The sequence below is a fragment of the Streptomyces sp. NBC_01410 genome, assembly GCF_045040195.1.
Taxonomy (GTDB): Bacteria; Actinomycetota; Actinomycetes; order Streptomycetales; family Streptomycetaceae; genus Streptomyces.
Genome location: NZ_CP109530.1, coordinates 619,302 through 641,416, shown reverse-complemented (window position 1 = coordinate 641,416; position 22,115 = coordinate 619,302). Strand labels below are relative to the sequence as shown.

Annotated in this window: 20 protein-coding genes; 9 read left to right on the top strand and 11 right to left on the bottom strand. The window is 69.1% G+C overall.

Going from position 1 to position 22,115, the window contains the following annotated elements; genetic code table 11:
* Positions 1-78: 78 nt before the first annotated feature.
* The 10 genes from OG741_RS02995 to OG741_RS02950 form a co-directional block, all read right to left on the bottom strand.
* Complete coding sequence (locus OG741_RS02995) at positions 79-1,221, bottom strand: N(5)-(carboxyethyl)ornithine synthase (RefSeq protein WP_405594820.1); 1,143 nt, start codon at positions 1,219-1,221, stop codon at positions 79-81.
* A 136-nt stretch (positions 1,222-1,357) separates the two neighbouring features.
* Positions 1,358-2,173: an alpha/beta fold hydrolase gene (locus tag OG741_RS02990; protein ID WP_405594818.1), complete on the bottom strand. Its 816-nt coding sequence runs from the start codon at positions 2,171-2,173 to the stop codon at positions 1,358-1,360.
* A 199-nt stretch (positions 2,174-2,372) separates the two neighbouring features.
* Positions 2,373-3,878: an AMP-binding protein gene (locus tag OG741_RS02985; RefSeq protein WP_405594816.1), complete on the bottom strand. Its 1,506-nt coding sequence runs from the start codon at positions 3,876-3,878 to the stop codon at positions 2,373-2,375.
* Entirely contained in the window at positions 3,875-4,300 is a 426-nt protein-coding gene (locus tag OG741_RS02980; protein ID WP_405594813.1) for an acyl-CoA thioesterase, read from the bottom strand. Before OG741_RS02980 ends, OG741_RS02985 begins: the two co-directional genes overlap by 4 nt.
* On the bottom strand, positions 4,297-4,638 hold the full coding sequence (locus OG741_RS02975) for a holo-ACP synthase (protein ID WP_405594810.1): 342 nt from the start codon (positions 4,636-4,638) through the stop codon (positions 4,297-4,299). The genes OG741_RS02980 and OG741_RS02975 overlap by 4 nt, the downstream gene beginning before the upstream one ends.
* Positions 4,628-5,593 (bottom strand): hypothetical protein, encoded by a 966-nt coding sequence (locus tag OG741_RS02970; RefSeq protein ID WP_405594808.1) that lies wholly within the window; start codon positions 5,591-5,593, stop codon positions 4,628-4,630. The genes OG741_RS02975 and OG741_RS02970 overlap by 11 nt, the downstream gene beginning before the upstream one ends.
* Positions 5,594-5,617: 24 nt before the next feature.
* Positions 5,618-5,878 carry a hypothetical protein gene (locus OG741_RS02965; RefSeq protein ID WP_405594805.1) on the bottom strand — a complete coding sequence of 87 codons (261 nt, stop codon included), beginning with the start codon at positions 5,876-5,878 and terminating at the stop codon, positions 5,618-5,620.
* Positions 5,868-6,518 carry a TIGR03086 family metal-binding protein gene (locus tag OG741_RS02960; RefSeq protein WP_405594803.1) on the bottom strand — a complete coding sequence of 217 codons (651 nt, stop codon included), beginning with the start codon at positions 6,516-6,518 and terminating at the stop codon, positions 5,868-5,870. The genes OG741_RS02965 and OG741_RS02960 overlap by 11 nt, the downstream gene beginning before the upstream one ends.
* A gap of 161 nt (positions 6,519-6,679) precedes the next feature.
* Positions 6,680-8,947, bottom strand: a complete 2,268-nt coding sequence (locus OG741_RS02955; RefSeq protein ID WP_405594801.1) for an aminotransferase class I/II-fold pyridoxal phosphate-dependent enzyme — start codon at positions 8,945-8,947, stop codon at positions 6,680-6,682.
* Positions 8,948-8,997: 50 nt separating this feature from the next.
* Complete coding sequence (locus tag OG741_RS02950; protein WP_405594799.1) at positions 8,998-9,642, bottom strand: TetR/AcrR family transcriptional regulator; 645 nt, start codon at positions 9,640-9,642, stop codon at positions 8,998-9,000.
* A 208-nt stretch (positions 9,643-9,850) separates the two neighbouring features.
* Here OG741_RS02950 and OG741_RS02945 point away from each other — a divergent pair, with 208 nt between their 5' ends.
* Positions 9,851-10,921, top strand: a complete 1,071-nt coding sequence (locus tag OG741_RS02945; protein WP_405594797.1) for an alpha-hydroxy acid oxidase — start codon at positions 9,851-9,853, stop codon at positions 10,919-10,921.
* A gap of 448 nt (positions 10,922-11,369) precedes the next feature.
* Positions 11,370-12,674, top strand: a complete 1,305-nt coding sequence (locus tag OG741_RS02940) for a class I adenylate-forming enzyme family protein (RefSeq protein ID WP_405594795.1) — start codon at positions 11,370-11,372, stop codon at positions 12,672-12,674.
* A 5-nt stretch (positions 12,675-12,679) separates the two neighbouring features.
* Here OG741_RS02940 and OG741_RS02935 read toward each other — a convergent pair whose 3' ends face one another.
* Entirely contained in the window at positions 12,680-13,351 is a 672-nt protein-coding gene (locus OG741_RS02935) for a 4'-phosphopantetheinyl transferase family protein (RefSeq protein ID WP_405594793.1), read from the bottom strand.
* An 18-nt stretch (positions 13,352-13,369) separates the two neighbouring features.
* Here OG741_RS02935 and OG741_RS02930 point away from each other — a divergent pair, with 18 nt between their 5' ends.
* From OG741_RS02930 to OG741_RS02900, 7 genes are all read left to right on the top strand, one after another.
* A complete protein-coding gene (locus tag OG741_RS02930; protein WP_361911779.1) occupies positions 13,370-13,633 on the top strand; it encodes a phosphopantetheine-binding protein in 264 nt (87 codons plus the stop codon).
* Positions 13,634-13,815: 182 nt separating this feature from the next.
* Entirely contained in the window at positions 13,816-15,465 is a 1,650-nt protein-coding gene (locus OG741_RS02925; RefSeq protein WP_405594791.1) for a class I adenylate-forming enzyme family protein, read from the top strand.
* Complete coding sequence (locus OG741_RS02920; protein WP_405594789.1) at positions 15,462-16,727, top strand: beta-ketoacyl-[acyl-carrier-protein] synthase family protein; 1,266 nt, start codon at positions 15,462-15,464, stop codon at positions 16,725-16,727. Before OG741_RS02925 ends, OG741_RS02920 begins: the two co-directional genes overlap by 4 nt.
* 406 nt (positions 16,728-17,133) lie before the next feature.
* Positions 17,134-18,198, top strand: coding sequence for a 4-hydroxyphenylpyruvate dioxygenase (gene hppD / locus OG741_RS02915; protein ID WP_405594786.1), 1,065 nt, complete (start codon positions 17,134-17,136; stop codon positions 18,196-18,198).
* Positions 18,199-18,254: 56 nt separating this feature from the next.
* Positions 18,255-19,172, top strand: coding sequence for a phytanoyl-CoA dioxygenase family protein (locus tag OG741_RS02910; protein WP_405594784.1), 918 nt, complete (start codon positions 18,255-18,257; stop codon positions 19,170-19,172).
* The gene (locus OG741_RS02905; RefSeq protein ID WP_405594782.1) at positions 19,172-20,068 is read left to right on the top strand and encodes a prephenate dehydrogenase; all 897 of its coding nucleotides are present in this window, start codon (positions 19,172-19,174) and stop codon (positions 20,066-20,068) included. The genes OG741_RS02910 and OG741_RS02905 overlap by 1 nt, the downstream gene beginning before the upstream one ends.
* A gap of 67 nt (positions 20,069-20,135) precedes the next feature.
* Positions 20,136-22,109: an FAD/NAD(P)-binding protein gene (locus tag OG741_RS02900; RefSeq protein WP_405594780.1), complete on the top strand. Its 1,974-nt coding sequence runs from the start codon at positions 20,136-20,138 to the stop codon at positions 22,107-22,109.
* Positions 22,110-22,115 lie beyond the last annotated feature (6 nt).

The window sequence follows — 22,115 nt, the reverse complement described above, 5'->3', positions numbered from 1 at the left end:
TCGCCGTCGGCGATGCAAGTAGCCAGGTGCGACAGACCACTTGACGAGCTGCCGGGCAGGGGTTCTGCGACCGCTTTGTCAGTCGGGCAGGTGCGGGTACTGAGCCGAACGGTGCTGGAACGCCAGGATGCTGGGGTTCTGGATGACACCGTCGCGGATCTCGATGGCGCGACGGATGGTCTCGTTGGACTCCCAGGTGGTGGGTCCGGTGAGCACGGCCCGCAGGAAGGGGAGCAACGCCTCGCTGTTCTCCCAGGTCGCGGAGTTCCACAGGTAGGACGGGCTGTGGTCGACGCCGTAGTAGAGGACGTTCTCGCCGACCACGAACGTCGGCTCGATGAACGATGTCGGCCGCGCCCAGCTGAAGCCCATGCCCTCGTCGCAGGAGACATCGACGATGAGGGTGCCCGGTGTGAGCAGACCGAGGTCGTCGTCGCTGAGGAACATCAGCGGCGCCGCGGTGTCCTGCAGTACGCAGTTGACGATGATGTCGTGCTCGGCGAGGAATCCGGCCAGTCGTACCCGGCCGGCATCGGAGTGGACGTAACTGAGGCTGGGATCGGCTTCGTCGCGGTCGAACTGGATGATTCGCGCGGAATGGATCGGCGAGCTGACGGCTGTGACGCCACGTTGGGTGAGGACGTCGACATCGTGCACACCCAGGGCGCTCAGAGCTGTCACGGCTCCGCGGGCGGTCGCGCCGAAGCCCAGCACGGCCGCTCGGAGCCGCCGGCCGTAGTCGCCCGTCGAACCGCTGATCTGCAAGGCGTGAAGTACGGAGGAGTAGCCGGCCAGCTCGTTGTTCTTGTGGAAGACGTGCAGGTTGAACGAGCCGTCGTTGGTCCAGTGGTTCATCGCCTCGAAGGCGATCAACGTCAGCTTCCGGTCGATCGCCAGCTGAGTGAGCCTCTCGTCCTGGACGCAGTGCGGCCAACCCCAGAGGACCTGTCCGTCGCGCAGTTCCTCGAGATCCGCCTGAAGCGGTTTGGCCAGCAGGACGACATCGCACTCAGTGATGAGCTGCTCACGGGAACGGAACCCGGCGACGAGGGGCGCCAATTGTGCGTCGGGGATGCCGAAGCGCTCCCCGTACCCGCGTTCAAGGAAAATACGTTCCCGGAGGTCCGGGTCGATCCGGTCGAAGTGTGACGGGTGAATCGGCAGTCGACGCTCGTTCTCTTTGCGCGACTGTGCCATCACTCCGAGAGTGAGAAGGTGCACGTGAACCCCTTTGAGTGATGCTGCCCAGCATAGATCGCCACGTTCACAAACGCGTGATCATGGCAGGGGGAGCTGCTCGCAGGCCGAAGCGGGCCGACAGATGCCCGTACGAGGCGAGGATCCGTCAACGCCCGCACTATGGCCGGGGCCGGGTCAGGAACTCCGCGATGCGCTGCCCCCATGTACGGATGTCGGCGCGCGTCCGGGACACGTACAGATCGCCGTGTGGCAGCCAATGGGCCAGCGTTTCCGCGGTCGACAGGGGGTGGCCGAGGTCGTCCGCCCAGGCCAGGATCAAGGCCGGCCGGCGCAGCGCGGCGATTGCCGTGGGGGAGGGCAGGTCGGAGAGCGCCAGGCCCCGCAGGATGGACGGCAGTACCCGCTCGGTGGGTGTCGGTGGGAATTCGGGAACATCGGCTACGACCGCGGGGCGAGGCTGTTGTGCCCTGGCGGCGAGCCAGACGTCCACTCCCTCTCTTTCGATGGTGTCAGCGGATTCCCGGTTGGCCTGCGCATGTGCCTGGCGCGTCCTCCAGGCGTTGGGTGGGATGAGCAGGACCAGTCGGGAGAAGCGGTCGGGCGCTTGGACGGCGGCGTGCAGCACGGTGCCGCAGCCCATCGACGCGCCCATGGCGGTGACGGGCTCGGTGGCGCCCAGGTGGTCGAGCAGGGCCAGCAGATCGTCGGCCAGAGCGGCATAGGTGTAGTCGGTGTCCACGGGGTCGCCGGTGGATCGCCCGTGCGCGCGGGCGTCGTAGCGGACCAGGCGCTGCCCCGCGTCCAGTAGCGGCGCCCAGTCGAACAGGCCCATCCGGTCCTCGGTGGCCTGACTGACGTACCCGCCGTGCGCGTACAGGGCGAGAGGTCCCTCACCGGCGTCGTAGTAGACCAGCTCGGCGTGGCGATGCCAGAAGCGGCCTTCCCTGACCGTGTGCCCTCCCACTGCCCTCATAGCGCGCCTCGTCTCGGCCGCGTCAGCGCAGGAGCTTCTTGGGGCGGGACCGGCGAACGGAGCGCCGGTCCGGCCACCTCTGGCAGCGGCTCGTCGGGATGGATTGTCGGATGGGGACAGTAGGCGATGTTTACGGGGTATTGCGGTACCCCGTGGACCGTGCCGGGGCCTTACCCGACTTCGTCGGCGTCGACGGTCGTCATCCCAGCAGTCCCTGTTCGAGTTGCTCGGCCATGTGGGTGCGGGCGGGCTTTCCGCTCGCCGTCCGGGCGACGCTGCTGTGCGAGACCTCGATCACGGTCTCCGGGGCCGTGCCGAAGGCTGCGGTGACCTGGGCGGCCAGCTGACTGGTGTCCATGTGCTGCGCCCGTTCCGGCACGACGACGACGGCGAACGAATCTCCGTGCGGGAGGACGACGCATTCAGCGACGCCGGGAACCGTCGTCGCCACCTGCTCGACATCCGTCGCAAAGATGTTCACCCCGTTGACGGAGATACGGTCGCCTCGCCGGCCGCTCAGATAGAGCCGCCCCGATCGCTGACACCCCACGTCACCGGTGTCGAACCAGGTGGTGCGGTGATCGGTGGCTCCGTCGTAGCCGTCGAAGAGGGTGTCACCCCGCAGTTGTACGGAGCCGACCTCCCCCTCCGCACAGTCGACGCCCGACTCGTTCACGATCCGCAGGTCGAGCCCGGGCATGGTGGTGCCGAGGCACGCGGCCGTGGCCGGCCCGTCCGTCCGGAAACTGCTGGCGGCGTCCACGTAGCGGTGCCAGGTGGCCATCAGCGCTGCCTCGGCGAGTCCGTAACAGAACACCAGGGCCGTCGAGTCGAACCCCCAGGACCTGGTCGCGTCGAGGAAGGCGTCGACCGACGGCTGGCGGATGGGTTCGGCGCCGCAGAAGACGGTGCGCCAGGCATGGAACAGTTCCGGATCGGGCCCCGCCGAATCGCCGATCCGGGCCGCGAGGTAGCGCAGCATGAAATCGGGGAACGCGCTGTGCGTGGCTGCCGCGTCCCGGAGCAGCTGCAGGGCTGCCATCGGTCTGCGCAGGAAAGTGCCCGGCTCCTCGACCACCAGGTCGATGCCCTGGACCAGGGAGGTCAGTACCCCTATGAGGCCCATGTCGTGATGGAGCGGCAGGGCGATCAGTCCGGCATGGCCGGGCTTCATGCCGGCGACAGTGCGGATGGCCTCGATGTTTCCGAGTACGGCTCGGTGGCTGAGCGGTATGGGCCGGGGCATGCCGGTGGAGCCACTCGTGTACTGGACGAACGCGAGGTCCTCCAGGTCCCCCGGCGCGGGTTCGGGCAAAGCCCCCCGGCGCAGTACCAATGCGAGTTCCCGCAGGCCGTGCCCGGTGATGCGGAAGGCATGGCTCACGCCCTGCTGCCGCATCACCATGGCGAAGTACTGCCCGGTGATCGCCCCGGGGACGCGAGGTTTGACGGAGACGGGAATCGCGCCCAGGTGCATCAGCCCCAGGAGAGCCAGCACGTCCGCACGCGAGCTGCCGATGCGGAGCATCACCCGGTCTCCGGGACCTACGCCCTGGTGCGCGAACCCGCCGGCCGCCGCCGCGATCTGTTCGGCGAAGGCGGGATACGTCAGGCTCTCCCGCTTGGCGGAGGTGCCGAAGGTGACGGTCGCGCTCTGCCGGTGGGCCTGCCCGGCGATGGCCTGCCGCAGCGTGGTCCCGGTCATGCCGCCTGCCCGGGAATGTTCAGCAGGGCGTCCAGGTCGACCCGGTGAATGCGCTTGGTCTCGCGGTCCACGAGCCCCAGGCGGACCCGGCCCCGGGCCACCACCGTGCCGTCGGTCCGTTCGATGTCCTGGGCGAGGCTGAAGCTGTACGCGGACCGTCCCGCGAGCGAGGTGCGCACGACGAGGCGCCCCAGCGGGTCCCAGTCGACCGCCTTCAGATAGTCCAGCTGGAGCTGAAGGACCACGGCGACCAGCGAACCGTCCCGCAGGTCGCCGCCACACGCGATCCCCCACTCCCAGCGGCCTGACTCGAGGAGCTGGACGTACACGCTGTTGTTCAGGTGTCCGGCCCAGTCGAAGTCGTTGGGACGCAGGGCGACTTCGCAGGCGTGCTCGAGTTCCGGCAGGGTGCCTGTGTTCATGCGGTTCGCTCACTTCCGCTCCCTGCCGACCCGGCCAGGAGTACGACGACCGCGCCGGCCAGCTCGCCGGTGTGGCTGATCGACAGTTCGACACTGATGCGCCGCTCCCGGCACCACTCCGCGATGCTTCCGTGCAGCCGTACCCGGGGCTGTCCCGCGGGACCGTGCACGACCTCCATCTCGGGAAAGGTGTGCGCCGGTGCGCCTCCCATGGAGCTGATCGCCTTCACGATGGCCTCCTTGGCCGAGAACAGCCCGGCCAAGGAGGCAACCGGGTCGGGACGGGAGCGGCAGTGCGCGCGCTCTCCCGCGGTGAACAGCGCACCGCTATCGAGCAAGTGCGGCTTCCCGCGCAGCTCCGTCACGGACTGCAGATCGAATCCGGTCGACATCGTTCGTGCGCAGGCTGGCGAAGTAGGCACGCTTGAGGTCCTCATACGACTGGGTCTGGATTCCGGTCACCTCGCGGACCAGTGCGAGCACGCTGGTCCGCTTCTTCGCGTGCACCGATCCCTCGTGCAGCGCGTCGTCGCCGAGGCCGAACTCCTCCTCGCCGGTGCGGGTCCGCTCCCACCAGTTGACGTAGCCCTGGCGCTCGGTCTGGGCGTCCCGGGCTGAGCCGAAGGTCTCGCCGCCGTCGGGGCGGATCCACGTGTACGCCATCGACAGGACGTCCTTGAGGGGGTAGACCCCGGACTCCACCAGGGCCTTGGCGAAGGAGGCGAAGTACTGCCGGTGCTGCACCTCGTCCTTCATGATCGTGTGGAAGACGTCGCGCACCAGCCCGTCCTCGGTGGTGCGGGACTGCCAGCCGTACGACACACAGGCTTCGATCTCGACGCACGCCTGCAGGATGCAGACCCGCGCGTAGTTGTCGGTCGGGAACGGCCCCCGGTGTTCGACCACCTCGCCCTCGTCGATCGGGTCGACCCCCGCCATCTCCATGAGCCGGCCGAAGGCCACCTCGTGATGGGCCTCCTCCTCCAGCCAGTAACGGGCCGACCAAGCGGCGGCGACATGCAGGACGTCGGCCCCGAGCGGGTTGGACTCGCGGATCTCGCCGGCGAGTTTGACGCCGTCGACGGCGAGCCGGATGCCCGCGGGCTGTGTGGTCAGCTCGGCGCGGGCGGCGTGCCACAGAGCGGCCTTGTCCTCGGGGCGCGGCCGGGAGAGCCGGCGGCCGTCGAAGAGGGCGTCCGTCCCCCAGCGGCGCTGTTCGTGATAGCTCTGCTGGACGCGCAGTACGTCACTGATGGTGGCTCCGTCGCGGAGCTCCCTGACAATGTCGGTCATGATCAGCACGGTCACGCCTTCCGTTCAGGAGGAGCTGGGAACGAGCTGCTTGCCCAGCGCCGCGACGACGTCCTCGGCGGTGTGGTCGAGCGTCATCGTCGGCAGTTCGACGTCGTCGTCGACACCGGCGTCGGCCAGCGCGCCCGCGAACGCGTCGAGCAGGTCGATGGAGTTGATGGCGGTCGGCGAGGCGACCAGGACGGCCGACAGCGGCTGGCCGGCGAACACCTCCTCCTGCGGCAGGCCGAGGCGTCGTGCGACATTCGTTCTGAGGTCAGCGAGCATGGGCATCTCCCTGTGTGGGTCGGTGCAGCTGTGGTGACACGGAGGCGCTCGGAGCGGACCAGGTGGGCAATCTGCCGAGCGTCGTCAGTACGAGGTCGAGCGTGTGCGCGCCGGCAGCCGGGGAAAGGGCGGGCCGGAACTGTGCGGCGGGTCCGCGACGGCGTTCGTCGTCCGGCACCCGTAGCGCGATGACCAGTGCGGCCTCGGCGGTCTCGTCGTCCAGGTCCAGGGACACACCAAGTGCCCTGGCCACGTCCCAGCCGTGGACCACGTAGTCGAGGAAGTGGAACCCGATCGCGACGGAGGCGGGGAAGCGGGTGCTGGTACTGATCTCCGGGATCGTGAACTCACGGGTGAGAACGCCTGGTTGGGTGAAGGCTTCGAGGACCGACTCGGCCGCGGTGCGATAGGCCTTCAGTGGATCGTCGCCGAGTTCGCCGGCGCGCCACACGGAGAGGTCACTTCCGCCCCCCGCGGCGGCTGCCGCGAAGCCGTGATGCTGGCCCGCCATGTGAGCCACCAGCTGGTGGAGCGTCCAGTCGGCGCAAGGGGTGGGTGCTGCCCAGTCCTTGGGGTCGGCGTGCTCCAGGATGCGTACGGTCTCCAGCACAGCCGCCCGGTCGAGCTTCCGGATATCCATGCGGATCCTTTCGGCGTGTGGTTGTCCCTCGTGTCCTCGGACGGAGAACCTGAGGCAAAACAATAGCACGACCGTCCGTTCAGTTAGTGGTGGCGGTGGACGGCTGAGGGGCCCGCCGTGGACGCACCGGCCGGGCCCCTCGTGCTCGTGTCCGCTCGGAGCTACTCGCCCGCCTGAGCGGCTTCTTCTGCCTGTTCGGCGATGAAGGCGGCCAGTCTGCTCACCCCTTCGGCAATCCCATCGGGATCCAAGGCGCTGCAGGACAACCGGAGTTGCGTGTCGCCACCGCCGTCGAGGTAGAAGCTGCTCATCGGTGTCCAGAGCACGCCGTAGTTCTGCGCCGAGTGTTCAAGGGCCTTGGTGTCGGCGACGAACGGGACGTTGACCACGAGGAAGAAGCCGCCGTCGGGCTGGTTCCAGTCGATTCCGAGGTCACGTCGGCGCTCGGCGGGGAAGTGCCGCTCCAACTCGCCCAGCAGGGTGTTCAGATTGGTGCGATAGAAGGCGATGGCGTCGGCGTTGGCCGCGCGGAGCCGGCAGTCGGACTCAATGAGCAGTCCGCCGATGACGGCCTGGCTTACGGCCGAGGTGTTGACAGTGGTCATGCTCTTGATCTTGGACAGCTGGTCGGCGAGGAGTGACCGTTCGCCCGCGGGCCCGATGACCTCCTGATCGGCGATCACATAGCCGACGCGCGCGCCGGGGAGCGCGGTCTTGGAGAACGATCCGAGGTGGATGACCCGCCGGTCGCGGTCCAGAGCCTTGAGCGTGGGCCGGGCCGATCCGGCCCGGACGAAGAACCCGTAGGGATCGTCCTCCAGGATCAGCAGATCCTCCTGCGAGGCGATCTCCAGCAGCCGTTCACGGGCTGCGACGGTCATGCTGGCGCCGGACGGGTTGGCGAAGTCCGGCACCACATACAGGGCGCGCGGGCGCCCGCCGGCGGCCCGGGTCTCACGCACGGCGGCCAGGACCGCGTCAGGATCCGGCCCGGCGGCGCCCTCCGGGACGGAGCGCATCGCGACCTCGAGCAGGCGCGCCGCGCCGGTGATCCCGACGTAGCAGGGCGAGCTGACGAGCAGCGTGTCCTCGGGCCGCGCGAAGAGCGCGCGCAGAGTGAGCAGCATCGCCTCCTGGCAGCCGGTCGTCACGACCACCGACTCCGGGCGGACGTGGATTCCCTCGTCGTTGGCCAGGGAGCGGGCGATGAGGTCGTGGATGATGCCGTTGGTGCGCCCGTACTGGAAGAGCTGGGTGCGTACCTGATCGTGCGACCACCCGAGCCCGTGCTCCAAGTGATCGGTGTAGGCACGGAGATACCGCGCCAGATCGTCCGGCTCGAACGTGCCCTCGGACGGCCTGCCGGGGGCGAAGGAGATCGCTTCCGGGAAGCGCGAGACGACCTCGTTGAGGAAGTTCATCGAGTCCAGCACGGGATCGCTGAGGGACCCGTGCAGTTCACCGAGGTCCAGCACGGCAGGGGCTCTCGTCACCGGGGTGGCCAGCGTCGTACGCAGATATGCGGCCGCCTGCTCGATGGCACGGCGTCCCGCGTCGAGAGTCCCGGCCATGGCGAAGAAGCCGTGCGCCACGCCGGGGTAGCGGGTCGACTCGACGGGTACGCCGTGGTCCCGCAGACGCTGGGCGTACTGCTCACCTTCGTCGCGCAGCGGGTCGTACTCGGCGGTGATCACCAGCGCCGGCGGCAGCCCGGAGTGATCGGACGCCCGCAGCGGGGAGGCGAGGGGGTCGGTTCCGTCCTGCGGGGAGGCGAGGTAGTTGTCCCAATACCAGTGGACGGACTTGTCGTTGAAGAGCAGCGGATCGGTGTTCTCACGGCGTGACGGCGTGTCCGCGAGGTAGTCCGTGTTGGGGTAGACGAGCAGCTGGGCCTGGATGTCCGGGCCACTTGCGTCCCGGGCCATGAGGGTCACGGCGGCGGCGAGATTGCCTCCCGCGCTGTCGCCGCCGACGGCCAGGCGGGTGGCATCGCCCCCGAGCCGTTCGGCGTGCTCGGCGGCCCAGCGTACGCCCGCCAGACAGTCCTGCGGCGCGGCCGGGAACTTGTGCTCGGGTGCGAGGCGATAGCCCACGGCGATCGTCAGGCAACCGGCGGCGTTGGCCAGGCTCCGGCAGATCGCGTCGCTTGTCGCAATGCTGCCCAGCGTCCAGCCGCCGCCGAAGAAGTAGACGAGCACGGGTAACGGGCCCTCGCCGGCGGGCCGGTAGATCCGGACGGGGAGGGCTCCGGCCGGGCCGGGTATCGACTCGTCGAGCACCTGCTCCACGGGCTCGGTAGTTCCCGCATCGGCCTGGATGGCAGCGAGATCGGCTGCCCGCGCTTCGTCGAGGGACATGGTGTACAAGGGGCGGACACCCTGCGCCGAGCGCCGGTCGTGCAGAGTTTGGAGCTGTGGATCGAATGCCATGGTGCCTCCGGACGATGGCCGCGGTCCGGCAGGACCGCGGACGGTGTCTGTCAAGGTGTGTCGGGCAGCAGCGACGGGTCCGTCGAGATACCGCGGAGGCGGTTCAGGATCCCGTTGGCTGCCTTGCCGTAACTGGTGCGGTCGTGGTGCAGGACGGACTCGGCGTTGGCCATTTCGAGGAGGGCGACGAGCTCGAAGGCGAGCTGGGGGATGTCGATGTCGTCCCGGACTTCCCCCACTTTCCTGGCGTCCTCGATCGTCTGCTCGACGAAGGAGAACCAGTTGCCGTGGGCGCCTGCGACCGTGTTGTGGACCTTGCCCTCGCGTGCGTCGTACTCGGCCGAGACTGAGTAGAAGAAGCAGCCTCCGGGAAAGACACGCCGCTCGGAGTAGGTCAGCCAGCTGCGGCACAGGCACCAGGCCCGGCCGATGCCGGCAGGCAGTTCACGGGTCGGCTGCACCACATGCTCGATGTAGACCTTGATGGCAGCGCGCACGGTGGCGAGCTGCAGCTCCTCCTTCGAGCCGAAGAGGGCGAACACCCCGCTCTTGCTGAGGTTGAGCTCGCCGGCCAACCGGCCGAGCGCCAGCCCCTCCAGGCCCTCCACCGATGCGATCGCCACAGCCCTCTCCAGGATCAACTGCCGGGTCCGGTTTCCGCGTGCGATCCGTCCATCGGCGTGCGTCGCAGTCACGCGACACCTCCTCTGTCTCCTGCGGGGGACGGTCCCCCGGCGGCTCCTCTGTCTCCCTGCGGCGGGCGGTCCTGCGGCGACGCGCCCATCCGCCGCACTAAGTGGACGACCGTGCAGTTATTGTGTAAGAGTACAGTTAGTGTACGGCCGTGCGGTTAGTTGGTGGGGCGCGAGGCGAGCGAGGACGGGGGCAGGAAGAGTGACCGGGATGACGCTTCTCGAGTACGAGACAGCGGCCAGAGAGCGGCTGTCCGGGCCTGTCTGGGACTTCCTGGAGGGCGGCAGCGGCACCGAGTCGATGGTGCTGGCCGGCCGCGCGGCACTCGACCGGATCCAGCTGCGCCCACGTGTCCTCGTCGACGTCTCGACCTGCGACTCCCGGTGCTCCCTGCTGGGCACGCAACTGATGGCTCCCGTGGGCATCGCCCCCATGGCGTACCACCAACTGGCCCACCCCGAGGGTGAGGTGGCGACCGCGCGAGCGGCGGGCGAGGCGGGTGCGCTGCTCACCGTCAGCATGTTCGCGAGTCGCACCTTGGAGGACATCGCCGCGGCGGCGACCGGGCCGCTGTGGCTTCAGCTCTACTGGCTGAGGCAACGGGACCTGCTGGCCGGCCTGATCCGACGGGCGGAAGACGCCGGCTATCAGGCACTGGTGCTGACGGTGGATGCTCCGAGAGTCGCTCATCGCCCGCGGGATGCGCGCAATGGGTTCGCCGTCCCGGCGGGGATCCGCGCAGTGAATGTCAGCCCCTCCGTCATGTCCGCCTCCCATGGCGGGCAGGCGGGCGAGTCCGCCATTGCGCGGCATTCCAAGGAGCAGTTCGACCCCTCGATCACCTGGGAAGATCTGGCATGGATTCGTGAGCGCACCCGACTGCCTCTGGTACTGAAGGGCGTACTCACGGGCGAGGACGCCAACCTCGCCGTAAGATACGGCATTGACGGGCTCGTCGTCTCGAATCACGGAGGACGTCAGCTCGATTTTGCGCAACCTGCCGCCGACGCCCTGCCAGAGATCGCCGAAGCCGTGGCCGGCCGATGTCAGCTGATCCTCGACGGGGCGATTCGGCATGGTGCCGATATCGCGAAGGCGCTGTGCCTCGGTGCGGATGCGGTGTTTATCGGCCGTCCCGCGCTCTGGGGACTGGCGCATTCCGGCACCAGTGGCGTCTCGGCCGTCCTTCAGGTGCTGTTGGACGAGTTTGCCGAGGTCATGGCACTGATGGGTGTCGCTCGAGTCCAGGACTTCAAAAGTTCAGGAATTGTTCATCGCTGAATTGAACCCTCGCACGACCTCACCCTTTCCCGTTCATCGGTTTCTCCAAGATGAATGGGACTTCGGCATGCCCGAATGCCGGTGTGTCCGAATGCCTAAACGGAATGCCCGAATGCTTAATCGGCGCGCCTGAATACTTAATTCCGGTGCGGTCTGTCGAGGTCGCTCGTACGTGTGGGATCTTGCGGAAAATGTTTACTTGATTTCTCGATGGCAGTAAGCAACGATGGTTCTGCGGCCCCGGAAATGGGGCTGCGTGCCTGACCGTCACGGGACAGAGCCGTCCCTGAGGCGGTTACGGTCTGGTTGTTCTGGCATTCTGGATGGGGTGGGGATTCCTGTGGGCGAAACGCCGTTAAAGAGGCCCGCTTGCACCGAGGGCGCCTGGGTCGATGACATATTGCTCCAGGGAGACGAACAGAACGTCGCTCTGCATGTGGGCGGGCCGGTGAGCCGAGCGGAACTCCGGCGGCTCGTCGTGGAGCAGCAGGCGCACTTCGAGGCAGCCGGCCTGACCGCCGGATGTACGCTCGCGGTGCGGCTTCCTCCCTCACTGAGCTGTGTGGTCGCGATGCTCGCCGGATGGCGCTCGGGCGCCCAAGTGGCCCTGCTCGACTACCGGTTGACGACGCACGAGGTCGGCAAGGCGGTCGCGCGGATCACACCGCAGCTGGTCGTCGAGCCGGTCGGTGAGGTCACCGGCACGCTGCGCGGATTCTTCGACGTAGACACCCGCGTCGTGCCGCTGCGCGGCGGCCGGCCGGCCGATTCGCCGCACGTCCTGCTGCAGTTGAGCTCCGGCTCGACCGGCCCCTCCAAGGTCATCGGCCGCACCGTCGCCAGCCTCCTCGCGGAGCTGGACCGGTACGGACAACTCGAGAATTTCCCCCGCAGAGGCGAACGCATCGTCGTCCTGGCCTCGATCGTCCATGTCCTCGGCCTGGTCGGAGGGTTGCTGTACGGACTCGCCAGCGGCGCGCAGGTGGTCCTGCCCTCGAGGCTGACGGTCGACGGCATCCTCAAGGCCGTTGCGGCGGAGGGCGAGCCGACGACCCTCCTCGGAGTCCCGTCCCAGGCCGCGGTGCTGGCTGCCGCTCAAACGCCTCCCCAGCTTCCCCAGTTGCGCCGGATGATCACTGGCGGCGAACTCGTCAAGCCGACGGTCCGGGAACGGTTCACCAAGGGCTACGGCGCCGACCTCGGCGTCATGTACGGCATGACCGAAGCCGGTGTCATCGCCACCGACCTCACCGGAACCACACAGCCCGGCCTCGTTCCGGCGCCGGGGATGCAGGTGCGGGTCGAGGACGGCCAGATCCTGCTCGCCCTGCCGGAAACCCCTTATGTCGGACAGTCCGATCCGACTCGCTACGTGGACGGCTGGCTGCGCACGAAGGACGCCGGCAGCTTCGACGAGGCCACGGGCCTGCTGACGGTCCATGGCCGGCTCGACTCACAGGTGTCCGTCGGCGGACTCAAGGTGGATCTCTCGGAGGTCGAGGCGTCCATCTCCGCGCTGCCGGGAATCACCGAAGCCGTCGTCGTGCACGGCACCGGGATCGAGGCCTTCGTGACCGCGGCGGAGAGAGCCGCGTTCGACGGCCTCGCCGACTGTCTGGCGGCCCGGCTCGCTCCGTACAAACGACCGCGTACTCTGCATTTTCTTCCCGAACTCCCCCGTACCGCGACCGGTAAGCCGGTGCGCAACGCGGAGATCCTCCGTGCCGCGGCGCGGTCGGCGGCCGGTGTGTGACCGGCTCAGCCGCACGCGGCAGGGGGTACCTGATGCACTTCGAGGCGGACACCGCCGGCGCGCGAACCGCCCCCGGCGTCACCGCGCAGAGCCACACCGACAATGTGACGCCCTTCATCGACCATGACCGCGGCGGACGCGAGGTCCGGTACGCCCGGCAGGGGGTGCAGCACGAGCCGGCCGCCGCCGTTGCCGGGGGGCCATTGCTCCGGAAGCGGCACCTGACGGCTCATGCCCCCCTGTCGCAGACCCTGGCCCAGCGCCTTGCCGACCGACTCCTTCTGTGTCCAGAGCCACAAGAACGCGGCTGACTGCTCACCTTCCGGCAGCCCCGTCACCCAGGCCGCCTCGGCCGGGTCGAGCCAGGCCCGAGCCATCGCGCGGGCGCGCAGCCCACGCACAGCTTCCACGTCAACCCCCACCGGGGCCCGGCTGGTCAGCGCGACAGCCAAAGCCCCACGAGCGTGAGTGACGCTGACCTGCAGCGCCTTGCCGACTCCGCCGAGGAACGGGCGGCCGCCGGCCTCGTGCTCCAACCAGATCTCGGATAGCGGGACATCGAGCATCTCGGCCGCGCTCCGCACCAGCAAGGCGTGCGCCTTCCGACGTTCGTCGCCATCCGTGGTGCACCACAGCACCGTCACCGTGTCCGGGGCCAGTCCCGGGTGCCTGTCCATGAATCAGGAGTCAATCAAATGTCCGCAGAGATTGAGAAGTTCATCATCGATGCCCTCCAGAACATGAACTACGACGTTTCGGACGTCACCGGCGACACCCCGCTCGGCCCGGCCGGACTGGACCTGGAGTCCCTCTCCGTCGCCGAGGTCGCCATCCAGGTGGAGGACGAGTACGGCGTGAAGTTCGAGGAGGACGAGATGGAGACAGTCGCGCTGCTGACCGTCGCCGGCCTGGTCAAGGAGATCGTCGAGCGGGCGTCCCGCGCTGCAGTGGCCAAGTGAGGCCAGATCCGGACGGGCCCTGTCGGCCCTCCCTGCCCGCGTGCCTGAGGCAGCGAGCGGGAGGGCGGCGGGGACGGGTGAGGCGGGCCCGCCCACACGCCTCGGATCCCCACCGCCGTACGCAACGAGCCTGATCCGGAAAGCCCGGAAAGAGCAGCCCAGAAGAGCGGAGACAACCGGGAATGAATCCCAAGAACGAGCGCGCGGCACTCGCAGCCGATCAAGGGCTGGGCGTCGGCAACGCGCTCACCACACTTCTCGCGCAGGGCACCGGTCTTGATGCACCGACCCTGACGTTCGACACCGAGGTGGACGGGCACCCGGCCTGGCAGTCCCTGACGCTGGCCGAGTTGGGCGACCGGGTGGCGGCCCGGGCGGCCGCACTGCACAGTCTCGGGGTCAAGCCCAGGGACCCGGTCGCCGTTTTCGTGACCGCCGGCGCCGATCAGGTGCTCAGCTACCTCGCACTGGCACGGCTCGGAGCGATCCCCGCCCTGGTCAACGGCAGGCTCCCCGCCGAACAGGCCGCCGAGTACATCAAGCGGCTGCGTGCGGTCGGCGTCATCGCCGATGCCGCTCACTGGGACGCGCTGTCGGGCTTCGCCTCCGAGACGCCGCTCCTCGCGGATCCGGCCGATCTGGGCAAGGGCGATCCCGCCTCGGCTCCCCAGCCCTACCGGCACCACGGAAACGAGCCCGTGGTCATCACGCACTCCTCCGGAACCACCGGCCTGCCCAAGGCCGTGACCCACTCGCACCACAGCCTCTTCGCAGCCATCCGCCACCGTCTGTCGCTGCCCAAGGGCCAGGGACTCGACCGGATGCTGGGAGCCCTGCCGTCGGCTCACGCGGCCATGGTCATCGCGGTCAATCTCGCGCTGACCAACCGCGCGCAGCTCGCCGTACTGTCGCAGCAGACCGGCGGCCCCGTACTCGACGCGATCGAGTCCTGGCAGCCGCAGAGCGTCCTCGGCTTCGCCACCACCTGGTCGGAACTGGCGGGCGAGGACCTCTCGACCCGCAACATGGACTCCGTGCGCATCTGGTGGAACACCGGGGACTGCGCGCACGAGGCACACATACGCAAGCTCATCGCCGTGGGCAGGCGCGAGTCCGTCTCGTCGCAGGGTCGCGTCAGCCGCCCCGGCTCGTTCTTCGTCGACGGCCTCGGCTCGACGGAGATGGGGCACTCCCAGTTCTTCATCACCCACACCCCCGACACCACCAGGTACGGACGGTGCATCGGCAAGCCGCACGCCTTCTCGGACGTGGCGGTCGTCGACGACGACGGGGAGAAGCTCGGCCCGGGGCAGGTTGGGCAGCTGGCCGTCAACGCGCCCACGCTCTCCCTCGGTTACTGGAACGACTCGGTGACCACCTTCCGCACCCGCAGGGACGGCTACTTCCTCACAGGGGACCTCGTCTTCCGCGACGACGACGGGTACTACTACCACGTCGACCGTGCCGTCGACGCCGTCGACCTCGGTGAGGGCAGGAAGCTCTTCACCATGCTGTGCGAGGAGAAGGTCCTCGCGGACTGCGCCGAGGTGCTGGAATGCACCGTTGTCGCCGTGCAGACGGACAGCGGGGTCGTCACCTCCGTCCTGCTGCTCCTCGACCCGCAGGCGGATCAGGACACCGACCGAACCGCCGAGGTCCTGGCCGCGCTGGAGCCCCATGTGGCGAGCACCGTCGAGCGCGTGGTCGTCGTCAGCCCGGATCGCATTCCGCTCGGGGCGACCGGGAAGGTGCGCAAGATCCTGCTGCGCCAGCGCTTCCTCGACGGTGAGCTGCTCGGTACGGAGCCGACCGCCCGGCAGGTGGCGGCATGAGCTTACGAACCGCGGACTCAAGCGCCGTCATCACGGGACTCGGCACCTTCTCCCCGCTCGGCCGTGGCGCGGCGGAGACCTTCGACGCCCTGTGCCACGGCAAGTCCGGGCTGCAGAAGCCGCCGGCGGGCCACCTGCTGGACGGCACCGTGGACGTGGCCGGCATCGCACCGGACATCGAGGCCCGCGAGGTACTGCCGCCGAGCGAGGGCCGGCTGGTCGACCGCTACGCCCTGATGGCCCTCGCCGCTGCGGACGATGCGCTGGCCGACGCGGGGCTCGTCGTCGGCAACGATGTCGACCCGCACCGGGTCGCGGTGATCGTCTCCAGCGGCGCGGGCGGCCTGACGACCTACGAGGCACAGACCCAGGCACGAGCGGAGCGGGGTCCGACCGCGGTCAGTCCCTATCTGCTCCCGGGCATGCTGCCGAACATGGCGGCCGCCCGTATCGCCATCAAGCACGGGATACGCGGCTGGAGTTCGGCGATCGCCACCGCGTGCGCGGCCGGCGCCCATGCCGTGGCGGAGGCCGCCCGGCTGATCCGGTACGGCGAGGCCGACGTGGTGGTCTGCGGCGGCGCCGAGGCGCCGCTCAACCCCACCTCCGCCCTGGCGTTCTCGCACGCCCGGGCGCTGGCCCACGGCTGGGAGGACCCCGAAGCGGCCAGCCGCCCCTTCGACCGGCGACGCAACGGATTCGTTTTGGCCGAGGGAGCGGGTGTGCTCGTCGTCGAGCGTGCCGGGCACGCCGACGCGCGCGGTGCGGCGGGCTACGCCAACCTCCTCGGCTGGGGCGCCACGACCGACGCGCACCGGCCCACGGCGCCACGGCCGGACGGTGAGGGAGCCGCGCTGAGCATGCGCGGGGCGCTCGCCACGGCCGGGCTCGAACCCGACGACATCGGTTACGTCAACGCGCACGGCACGGCGACCAAGCTGGGCGATGTCGCGGAGACCAAGGCCGTCCGGGCCGTGTTCGGGGACCGGTCGCCGGCCGTCAGCAGTACGAAGTCGATGACCGGCCACCTCCTGGGCGGATCCGGCGCGGTGGAGGCGGCCATCTGCGCTCTCGCGATCTCACGGGGCCTGCTGCCGCCGACCCACAACCTCGACGAGGTGGACCCGGCCTGCGACCTGGACCACGTCCGGGGCGACGCCAGGCAGCAGCGGGTCGAGGCCGTGATCTCCAACTCGTTCGCCTTCGGCGGCCACAACGTCAGCCTGCTGCTCGGCGCCGCGACCACCCTCAAGAAGCGCTAGGCCGTGTCTGACAAATCTCGCCTGGCGCGCGACGCCCGGCACGCCCACTCGCTGCGTTGTCGGAGTCATCCAAGTACGTCCAGTACGAGGATCATCCTCCGCCTTGCGATTGCACGCACCGGACGCCGCGCACCCCGCCCTGCGGGCGGACGGCGCTATTTGTCAGACACGGCCGAGGCCCTGTCCGGCCGATCTTGCCGGGCTCGCGTGCCCTGGCACGCTCGCTCGCCGCGTTGTCGTCAGTCGCCGACGCGCCGCGTCGGCTCTCCCCCTGCCTTCGGCGGGGGGACCCCCATCCTTCGCCCTGCGATCGCACGCACCGCAGTGACATCAGCCGCTCCGCGGCGGGCCGCTCACTGATCCGGCCTGATCGACCGGACAGGACCTAGAGGAAAGGAAATTGCACGTGAATATCGGAGCTGTAGACCATATCGAGTTCTACGTCGGGGATGCCCAGCACTCGGCGTTCTATCTCTGCACCGCGTTCGGATTCCGTGTGTGCGGCCAGGCGGGTCCCGAAACGGGACTGCCCGGCCGGCGCTCCCTGCTGCTGCGCCAGGGCGGCATCGAGATCGTGCTCACGTCCGCGCTGACCTTCGATCACCCTGTGGCCGAGTACGTGGCCCGGCACGGCGACGGCGTGGCCAACATCGCCTTCGAAGTCACCGATGCCGCCAAGGCGTTCGCGGAGGCGGTCGAGCGTGGCGCGACCGCCGTCGAGGAACCCGTGGTGCACAGCCAGTGCGGCACCGAGGTCGTCACCGCCTCCGTGCTCGGTTTCGGTGATGTCGCCCACCGGTTCGTGCAGCGGACCGGTGACCGGGCCGCGTTCCTGCCCGGGGTGATGGACATCTTCGCCGAAGACCCCGACGAGGGCGAGCAACTGCTGAGCACCGTGGACCATGCGGCGATATGCCTGCCCGCGGGTCAGCTGCGCCCGACGGTCGCCTTCTACGAGAAGGTCTTCGGTTTCAGCCAGATCTTCGAGGAGTTCATCGAGGTCGGCGAGCAGGCCATGGACTCGAAGGTCGTGCAGAGCCCGTCGGGGAAGGTCACCTTCACCCTCATCGAGCCGGTTACCGACCGCAAGCCCGGCCAGATCGACGACTTCCTGGCCCGTCACGGCGGCGCCGGCGTGCAGCACCTCGCCCTCCTCGCCGATGACATCGTCGGCGCGGTGCCGGCTCTGGAGGGCCGCGGCGTGAAGTTCCTGGAGACGCCCGACGCGTACTACAACGAGCTGGAGGAGCGTCTCGGCAGCCCGGATCTGAAGATCGAGGATCTGCGGCGCACCAACGTCCTGGTCGACCAGGACCACTGGGGCCAGGTCTTCCAGATCTTCACCCAGTCGCTGCACATCCGGAAGACCTTCTTCTGGGAGGTCATCGACCGGCACGGTGCCCGCACCTTCGGCAGCGGCAACATCAAGGCCCTCTACGAAGCGGTGGCGCGCGAAAAGGCCACCGCCTGACCCTCGGCACCACCCTTCACCTCCCACGCCCGCACGACTCGCACCGAAGGAAGACCGTGACTGTCCAGCACTCTGCTCTCTTCGCCCTGACCGAAGAGGAACAGCACCTCCTCCCCTCCGACGACGATGTCGCCTTCTACTTGGAACACGGCTGGTATCTCTCGAAGAAGCTCTTCACCGACGAGGAGACCGATCTCCTGGAGTCGGCGAGTGAGCGCTTCTACGCCGGCCACCGCGACAGGACTCTGCCGGTACGGCCGCCCAAGCTCGCGTACTGGGAGCCGGAGCACGGGGACGTGCAGCGGCACAACGACTACATCCACTACGAGGACGACACGATCGGCCGCATCCTGCACAAGCCGCTGCTCGGTGCGGTGGCCGCACGGCTCGCCGCAGCCGAGGAGATACGGGTGTTCCAGTCCACCCTGATCTTCAAGCCGCCGGTGGCCGGCGAGCAGTCGAACATCGTGCCCTGGCACTTCGACCGGCACTACTGGTCCACGTGCACCTCCGAGCGGATGCTGACCGCGTTCATCCCCTTCCACGACTGCGGTGAGGAGATGGGCACCATCACCATGGTGGACGGCAGTCACCGCTGGCAGGAGACCGCGGAGAACGACGCGACCTCGCTGCACTTCGCGGAGCGCGACCGCAGTGAACTCGAGGTCATGCTGGAGGAGAACGCGCACCACAACGGGGTCGAGGTGAACAAGATCCCCGTGCACATCCCGAAGGGCCACGTCAACTTCCACCACTGCCGCACCTACCACGGCAGCGGGGCGAATGTCAGCGACCGTCCGCGCCGGGCCATCTCCTTCCACCTGCAGGACGGCGACAACCGCTACCGGGACTTCCGGCGCTCGGACGGCACCCCCGTCGCGTACAACCACGACGTGCTGGTGCGAAAGACCGCCGAGGGCACTCCGGACTACAGCGACCCCGAGTACCTCCCGGTGCTGTGGAGCAGCCGCTGATGCCCAGTGCCGCCGTGGTCGGAACCGGCCTGATCGGTACTTCCATCGCCCTGGCCCTGCGGGGCCGGGGTGTGACCCCCTTCCTCCTCGACCAGAACCCCGATGCGGCACACACCGCGGCCGGCCTCGGCGCCGGCGTGGTGGGTGTCCCGCGCACGCCTGTGGACCTGGCCATCCTCGCGGTGCCCCCGCAGCATGTCGCCGCGACGCTGCGTGAGCACCAACTGCGCCGTCTGGCCCATGACTTCACCGATGTGGCCAGCGTCAAGGTCCGTCCGCTGCAAGAGGCGGCCGAGTTGGGCTGCGATGTGACGCGCTATGTGGGTGGACACCCCATGGCGGGCCGGGAGCAGTCGGGCCCGCTCGCGGCTCGGGGCGACCTCTTCCACGGCAGGCCTTGGGTGCTCACCCCGCACGCGACAGTCCGTGAACAGGCCGTCGGCCGGGCGAGGGAGCTGGCCGAGCTCTGCGGTGCCGAGCCGGTCGTGATGGAACACGCCGAGCACGACCGGGCGGTGGCTCTCACCTCGCACGCCCCGCACGTGGTGGCGAGTCTGCTGGCCACCCGTCTCCTGCACGGGGACGAGTCGCAACTCCGGCTCGCCGGGCAGGGGTTGCGCGATGTCACCCGGATCGCCGGGGGTGACTCCGAGCTGTGGACCGACATCCTCGCCTCGAACGCGCACGCCGTCGCGGAAGTGCTGGCCGAGTTCGCCCTGGATCTGCACGACGTTGTGGATGCTCTGCGGGACCTGGGCACGTGCGCACCGGCACGGCACCGCACCAGCAGGGCGCACCTGACCACGGCCCTGGTCCGCGGCGTGCAGGGGCGGAGCCGGATCCCGGCGCGGACCGCCGGCGGGCTGCGCCTGAGCGGTGTGGCAGCCGGCAGCTGAGGGGTGGCCGCGAGCGGCCGAGTGAAGCGGGCCTACAACGACTTTCGATTCAGTGGAGAGACTGACTATGACCAGCCGACGGCTCGACGTCTGCCTCATCGGTGCCGGGCCCCGCGGCCTATCGGTCCTTGAACGGCTCTGTGCGAACGCCGAGTCGGCCCCGGAGGACGTGCCGATCACCGTGCATGTGGTCGACCCGTATCCGCCCGGGGCCGGACAGGTGTGGCGTAGCGACCAGTCCGAACTCCTGCTGATGAACACGGTGTCCTCCCAGGTCACCATGTTCACCGACGAAAGCGTGGAGATCGAGGGAGTACGCGCCCCGGGGCCGAGCCTGTACGAATGGGCGCGCTTCCTCACGCTCATCGGGCCCATGGACGACCGGCAGTACGACGAGCGGGTGCTGGCCGAGGCGCGCGCGCTCGGCCCCGACTCCTATCCGTCCCGTGCCTTCTACGGCCACTACCTGGAGTGGGTCTTCCAGCGGGTGACGCAGACGGCACCGAGCCGGCTGAGCAGCGTGGTGCACCGCGCACGCGCGGTTGCGCTCGAGGACGAACCGGGCCGCGACGGCGAACCGGGCGGCGCACAGAGCGTCGTGCTGGACGACGGCACGCGCATCGACGGGCTGGACGCCGTCGTCCTCGCGCAGGGCCATCTGCCCGTACGGCGCTCCCGCCGCCAGGGCGAACTCGCCGACTTCGCGCGGACCCGCGGCCTCGGATACATCCTGCCCGCCAACCCGGCCGACGTGGACCTGTCCTCGGTGCGGCCGGGCGAGACGGTCGCCCTGCTCGGGCTCGGCCTGAACTTCTTCGACTACATGGTGCTGCTGACCCTCGGCCGGGGCGGAGAGTTCGTCCGCAAGTCGTCCCGGCTCGTCTATCTGCCGTCCGGCCGGGAGCCGCGCCTGGTGGCGGGCTCCCGGCGCGGCCTGCCCTTCCACTCGCGGGGCGAGAACCAGAAGGGCCCGCACGGCCGCCACATGCCGGCCGTGCTGACCACCGAGGTGATCCGGGACCTGCAGGAACAGTCCCGGCAGCGCGGCGGGATCGACTTCCGCGGTTCCCTGTGGCCGCTGGTCTCCAAGGAGGTCGAAACCGTCTACTACACCGCACTGCTCACCGCCGCGGGCCGGGCCGGGGACGCGAAACGGCTGCGGGACCGCTACCTGGACGCCGAGCCGGGCAGTCGCCAGGAGCAGGACGTGCTGGGCGAGTTCGGAATCGCCCGGCAGGACCGCTGGGACTGGACCCGCATCGCCCGCCCGCACACGGGCCGGAACTTCTCCTCGCCGCAGGACTTCGAGGACTGGCTGCTCGACCATCTCCGCGAGGATCTTCAGGCGGCGCGCACCGGCAACGTCGAGGGTCCGCTCAAGGCGGCGCTCGACGTCCTGCGCGATCTGCGCAACGAGCTCCGGCTGATCGTCGATCACGGCGGGCTGACGGGGAGTTCGCACCGGCAGGACCTGGATGCCTGGTACACGCCGTTGAACGCCTTCCTGTCCATCGGCCCGCCGGCCCGGCGTATCGAGGAGGCGATCGCGCTGATCGAGGCCGGAGTGCTGGGTGTTCTCGGCCCCGACATCGAGGCCGGGACCGACGAGGCGGCAGAGGCGTTCACCATCGAGTCCGGCTCGGTGCCCGGCTCGCGCACCTGGGTGACCACCCTGATCGAGGCCCGCCTGCCGGAGATCGACCTGCGGGTGACGGCCGACCCGCTGCTGCTGCAGCTCCTCGAGGACGGGCAGTGCCGGTCGTACGAGATCACCGACCCGGACGGCTCGGTGTACGAGACCGGTGGACTCGCCGTGACCGACGCGCCGTACCGCCTGATCGACGCCGAGGGCCGCCCGCACCCGCGCCGCTTCGCCTTCGGTGTCCCCACGGAATCCGTGCACTGGGCGACGGCGGCAGGCATACGTCCCGGGGTGAACTCGGTGACCCTGCAGGACTCCGACGCCATCGCCCACGCCGTACTCGACCTGGCCCAAGGGCTTCGCCAGGACAGCGAGATGATCAGAGAGCTGACGAGGTGAGCGCCC

What these genes read in the sequence shown, in the direction of transcription:
- OG741_RS02970 (WP_405594808.1), bottom strand. Translation starts at nt 5,593, where the DNA reads ATGACCGACATTGTCAGGGAGCTCCGCGACGGAGCCACCATCAGTGAC.
- OG741_RS02920 (WP_405594789.1), top strand. Translation starts at nt 15,462, where the DNA reads ATGAGCTTACGAACCGCGGACTCAAGCGCCGTCATCACGGGACTCGGC.
- OG741_RS02960 (WP_405594803.1), bottom strand. Translation starts at nt 6,518, where the DNA reads ATGGATATCCGGAAGCTCGACCGGGCGGCTGTGCTGGAGACCGTACGC.
- OG741_RS02945 (WP_405594797.1), top strand. Translation starts at nt 9,851, where the DNA reads ATGACGCTTCTCGAGTACGAGACAGCGGCCAGAGAGCGGCTGTCCGGG.
- OG741_RS02965 (WP_405594805.1), bottom strand. Translation starts at nt 5,878, where the DNA reads ATGCTCGCTGACCTCAGAACGAATGTCGCACGACGCCTCGGCCTGCCG.
- OG741_RS02905 (WP_405594782.1), top strand. Translation starts at nt 19,172, where the DNA reads ATGCCCAGTGCCGCCGTGGTCGGAACCGGCCTGATCGGTACTTCCATC.
- OG741_RS02990 (WP_405594818.1), bottom strand. Translation starts at nt 2,173, where the DNA reads ATGAGGGCAGTGGGAGGGCACACGGTCAGGGAAGGCCGCTTCTGGCAT.
- OG741_RS02900 (WP_405594780.1), top strand. Translation starts at nt 20,136, where the DNA reads ATGACCAGCCGACGGCTCGACGTCTGCCTCATCGGTGCCGGGCCCCGC.
- OG741_RS02980 (WP_405594813.1), bottom strand. Translation starts at nt 4,300, where the DNA reads ATGAACACAGGCACCCTGCCGGAACTCGAGCACGCCTGCGAAGTCGCC.
- OG741_RS02925 (WP_405594791.1), top strand. Translation starts at nt 13,816, where the DNA reads ATGAATCCCAAGAACGAGCGCGCGGCACTCGCAGCCGATCAAGGGCTG.
- OG741_RS02935 (WP_405594793.1), bottom strand. Translation starts at nt 13,351, where the DNA reads ATGGACAGGCACCCGGGACTGGCCCCGGACACGGTGACGGTGCTGTGG.
- OG741_RS02930 (WP_361911779.1), top strand. Translation starts at nt 13,370, where the DNA reads ATGTCCGCAGAGATTGAGAAGTTCATCATCGATGCCCTCCAGAACATG.
- OG741_RS02985 (WP_405594816.1), bottom strand. Translation starts at nt 3,878, where the DNA reads ATGACCGGGACCACGCTGCGGCAGGCCATCGCCGGGCAGGCCCACCGG.
- OG741_RS02955 (WP_405594801.1), bottom strand. Translation starts at nt 8,947, where the DNA reads ATGGCATTCGATCCACAGCTCCAAACTCTGCACGACCGGCGCTCGGCG.